A 4,576-nucleotide genomic window follows, 5' to 3' on the forward strand; every position below is an offset into this window, starting at 1 on the left:
CTGTTGGCGCGCCCGCGGTCGCCGCCGCGAGCGCCGCCGACCGGGCCGACTCCACGAGCAGCAGCAGGTCGGCCAGCTTGTGCTTGACGGCCTGGAACGAGCCGATCGGCCGCCCGAACTGCCGGCGGCTCTTCGCGTAGTCGGTCGCCGCCTCGAGGCAGCGCGCCGCCCCGCCGACCTGCTCCGCCGCCAGCGCCGCGATCCCGAGGTCGCGCACCCGGGTCCACGCCGTGCCGCCGCCCGCTTGCCGTACCGGGACCCGCTCGAACGACAGCGCGGTCAGCGGCCGGCTCTCGTCCATCGTCACGTGTGGCACGCGCAGCGTCGGAGCCGCCTCCAGCAGCAGCCCTCCGGCGAACACCAGGACCAGCTCGCCCTCCAGCGCGTACGGGACCGTGCCCGTGAGGAGGTCGCCCTCCAGGCGCAGCTCGCCGTCACCGGGCAGGACCACGGTGGCGGTCAGCTCGCCCGCGGCCAGCGCCGGCAGCAGCCGCGACATGGCGGCCTCGTCATCACCCGCCTTGAGCGCCTCCACGGCCAGGACCGCGGTCTGCAGGAAGGGGTGCGGGGACAGCGCCCTGCCCAGCTCCTCCGCCACCACGGCGATCTCGACCGCGCCGCAGCCCGCGCCGCCGTACGCCTCCGGAACGGCCAGCCCGGCGGCCCCCAGCTCGCCCGCGAACTCCAGCCACGGCGCGCCGGGACGTTCGGCGAGGTAGGAGCGGACCACGTCGCGGAGCTCGTCGGTGACCGTCACGGCCGTAGACTACCAAGCGATTGCTGGGTGACATATGGCTTTCCGCTATTTATGCTTTTTGTACGGTCACATAGTGTGGAAGTGGTCATTCCTCTGCATACGAGGGGGGAGGGATGGCCTGGGATGGAGATGGACAAGACAGCGATCGACTACGCCGACTTCGCCGAGTACGACCGGCGGCAGCGTCGCATCGAACGTCACGTGCTCGCGGCCTTCCTCGGGGGACTGGTCGTCGGGCTCACCGGCATGCTCCTGTCCGGCATCGGCCCCGCCTGGCTCGACAGGGTCTACGACCCGTACGCGTACTTCGCCCTCGCCCTCGTGGTGGGGGCGAGCGCGTCGGGGTGGGGCTGGGCGCTGCTGACCACGTTCCTCGCCGCCGTCTCCACGCTCGTGGCCGCCATGGGCGCGAGCGCGCTGCGCGGGCGGATGACCTTCGACGTCATCGGGGGCAGTGCCGCCGGGCTCAACCTGATGCTCGGCATGCTCGTCGGCCTCGGCGTGCTCGCGTACGTGACCCGCCGGCAGGACCGCTGGGGCGACATCGCCGCGGGGGTCGTGGGAGGCGTGCTGCTGGCCGACGTCGTGGACCGTGCCACACCCGGGTTCATCGACAGTGAGGCGACGTTCTGGCCGGGTCCCGCGCTGTTCATCGGCAGCCTGTCGGTCGGGCTGGTGTTCGCCCTGCGCAGGACCGCCGGCGGCCGGATGCGCGCCCTGGCGGTGACGGCCCTCCTCGCCGGGCTGTTCGTGATCGTGCTGGCGGAGTCCCTGGGCACCTGGTTCCCGCTCGTCCCCTGACGGCGCCGCGACGGCTCCTCCCGGCTCTCTGGGGTCCCGGGCTCCCCGACGGTCCCTCCCGGGCTCTCCGACGGTCCCTCCCGGGCTCTCCGACGGTCCCTCCCGGGCTCTCCGACGGCCCCTCCCGGGCTCTCCGACGGCCCTCCCGGCCGGAGCGTCGTCCACAGCCGCCCGGCAACCAGAGCGGCCCGCCGCCCGGAGTCGATAGCCTGTAATCCTCCACACCCGGGCTCGAGCAAGGAGTAGCCGTGTTGCTGCGCATGTCGTCGTTGTTTCTTCGCACCCTGCGGGACGACCCGGCAGACGCGGAAGTGCCGAGCCACAAGCTCCTCGTCCGCGCCGGCTACGTCCGCCGGGTGGCCCCCGGCATCTATTCGTGGCTGCCCCTGGGCAAGGTCGTGCTCGAAAACGTCGCCAGGATCGTCCGCGAGGAGATGGACCGCATGGGCGGCCAGGAGGTCCTCTTCCCGGCCCTGCTGCCCCGCGAATACTACGAGGCGACCGGCCGCTGGACCGAGTACGGCGACACGCTCTTCCGCCTGAAGGACCGCAAGGGCGCCGACTACCTCCTCGGGCCCACGCACGAGGAGCTCTTCACCGACATGGTCAAGGGCGAATACAGCTCCTACAAGGACTATCCGGTCACGCTCTATCAGATCCAGACCAAATACCGCGACGAGGCCAGGCCCCGGGCGGGCATCCTGCGCGGCCGCGAGTTCCTCATGAAGGACTCCTACTCCTTCGACCTCGACGACGACGGCCTCAAGCGCTCCTACGAGCAGCACCGCGAGACCTACATCAGGACCTTCGACCGGCTCGGCATCACCTACAAGATCGTGTTCGCCACGTCGGGCGCGATGGGCGGCTCCGCCTCGGAGGAGTTCCTCGCGCCGACCCCCACAGGCGAGGACGCGTTCGTCGCCTGCCACTCGTGCGGCTACGCCGCCAACGCCGAGGCCGTCACCACGACGCCGCCCCCCGCGCGCGCCGTCGAGGACCAGGAGCCGCTGCGCGTCCTCGACACCCCCGACACCCCGACGATCGAGACGCTGGTGTCGTACGTCAACGAGCACCACGGCCTGTCGGTCACCGCGGCCGACACGCTGAAGAACGTCGTCGTCAAGGTCTCCACCCCCGGCTCCGACAAGGTCGAGACGCTGGTCATCGGCGTGCCCGGCGACCGCGAGGTCGACTTCAAGCGGCTGGAGGCCGCGCTGGCCCCCGGCGAGCCCGCGATCTTCGAGGCCGAGGACTTCGCGAAGCACCCCGGCCTGGTCCGCGGCTACATCGGCCCGCAGGTCCTGCGCGACCTCGGCATCCGCTACCTCGTCGATCCTCGCGTCGTCACGGGCAGCTCCTGGGTGACCGGCGCCAACGTGCCCGGCAAGCACGCCGCACACGTGGTCGCGGGCCGCGACTTCACCCCCGACGGCACGATCGAGGCCGCCGAGGTGCGCGCCGGCGACCCCTGCCCGCGCTGTGCCGCGCCGCTGTCCATCGACCGCGGCATCGAGATCGGCCACATCTTCCAGCTCGGCCGCAAATACGCCGACGCCGCCGGGCTCGACGCGCTCGGCCCCGACGGCAAGCCGATCCGCGTCACCATGGGCTCCTACGGCATCGGCGTCTCGCGGGCGGTCGCCGTCATCGCCGAGCAGCTCCACGACTCCCTCGGCCTGGTGTGGCCGCGCGAGGTCGCTCCGGCCGACGTCCACATCGTCGGCACCGGCAAGGAGCACCAGGTGGAGGCCGCCCTGGAGCTCGCCGCCGAGCTGGAGGCGCGCGGGGTCCGCGTCCTCGTGGACGACCGGGCCGGGGTTTCTCCCGGGGTCAAGTTCAAGGACGCCGAGCTGCTGGGGATGCCGACCATCGTGGTGGTGGGCCGCGGCCTCACCCAGGGCGTGGTCGAGCTGCGCGACCGGACGACGGGCGAGCGGAGCGAGATCCCCCTCAGCGAGGCCGTCGAGCGCGTCCTGGCCGCCGTGGCATGACGCGCCGCCTCCCGGATGCCCGGCTTCTGGCCGTGTCCATTTCTGGCCGTGTCCATTTGACGCGGGGTTGATCCGCTGCGAATGTCGGTGCGATGAAGGAGCACCTCCAGCTGAAGGACTTCTGGGAGAGCCGCCTGCAGGCCGACTGGACTGAGAGCGGTGTCGGATACAAGCTCCTCGGCCGCGCGTTCAACATCTGGATGTACCGGGTGCGCGCCGAGGGCTTCCACCGCGAGGCCGCCACGCTCGGGCTGGACTTCCCCCGTGCCCGGGTGCTCGACGTCGGCTCCGGCACCGGTTTCTACGTCCGCCGGTGGCAGGAGCTCGGCGTCAAGTCGATCACAGGCAGCGACCTCACCGACGCGGCCGTACGCCGCCTGCGGGAGCGCTTCCCGAGCGCCCGCTTCCTCCAGCTCGACATCGCCGAGCCCGGCGGAGCCCTCGAACCCGCCTCCTTCGACGCGGTCTCCGCCATGGACATGCTCTTCCACATCACCGACGACGACCGCTACAAGGCGGCCCTGCGCGCGATAGGCGAGGCGGTCAAGCCGGGCGGCGCCTTCGTGCTCTCGGAGAACTTCCTGCACCGGCACGAGCAGCGCGGCGACTACCAGGTCAACCACACCCTCCCGTGGATCACCGCGGCCCTCGACGAGGCGGGGTTCGACGTGGTGCGCCGGGTCCCTATGCTCGTGCTGATGAACGCCCAGGTGGACGCCAACCCGGTCTGGCGCAAACTCTGGGGCGGTCTCCTGAGGGCCGTCACCCTCACCGAGATCACCGGCTGGCTGGCCGGAGCGCTCCTCTACCCGCTCGAGCGGCGCCTGGTCCGCTCCCTGCGCGAGAGTCCCACCACGGAGCTCATGATCTGCCGCCGCCGCTGACCCAGGCCCCAAGGGCGCCCCGGGTCCCGCCGCCGGAGCCCACGACGTGCGGTCAGGCCGCCCGTTCACCGTACGGGCTGCCCCGTTGTTCTGGCCCCTCCGCGCTGCCCGCGCTGCCCGCGCTGCCCGCGGCGCGGCCGGCC

General features: G+C 71.9%; 4 protein-coding genes. 3 read left to right on the plus strand and 1 reads right to left on the minus strand.

Features of this window, described 5'->3' with window-relative positions:
• A partial coding sequence (locus DQW85_RS27100) for an acyl-CoA dehydrogenase family protein (protein WP_113702746.1) occupies positions 1 to 757 on the minus strand: 757 nt, incomplete at its 3' end.
• A gap of 129 nt (positions 758 to 886) precedes the next feature.
• Here DQW85_RS27100 and DQW85_RS27105 point away from each other — a divergent pair.
• From DQW85_RS27105 to DQW85_RS27115, 3 genes are all read left to right on the plus strand, one after another.
• The gene (locus DQW85_RS27105; protein WP_162795414.1) at positions 887 to 1,558 is read left to right on the plus strand and encodes a hypothetical protein; all 672 of its coding nucleotides are present in this window, start codon (positions 887 to 889) and stop codon (positions 1,556 to 1,558) included.
• Between the two features lie 248 nt (positions 1,559 to 1,806).
• Positions 1,807 to 3,549: a proline--tRNA ligase gene (locus DQW85_RS27110; protein ID WP_113702748.1), complete on the plus strand. Its 1,743-nt coding sequence runs from the start codon at positions 1,807 to 1,809 to the stop codon at positions 3,547 to 3,549.
• A gap of 92 nt (positions 3,550 to 3,641) precedes the next feature.
• Positions 3,642 to 4,433, plus strand: coding sequence for a class I SAM-dependent methyltransferase (locus tag DQW85_RS27115; protein ID WP_113702749.1), 792 nt, complete (start codon positions 3,642 to 3,644; stop codon positions 4,431 to 4,433).
• The last annotated feature ends 143 nt before the right edge of the window (positions 4,434 to 4,576 follow it).

The sequence above is a fragment of the Nonomuraea lactucae genome (assembly GCF_003313395.1).
GTDB classification, from domain to species: Bacteria; Actinomycetota; Actinomycetes; order Streptosporangiales; family Streptosporangiaceae; genus Nonomuraea; species Nonomuraea lactucae.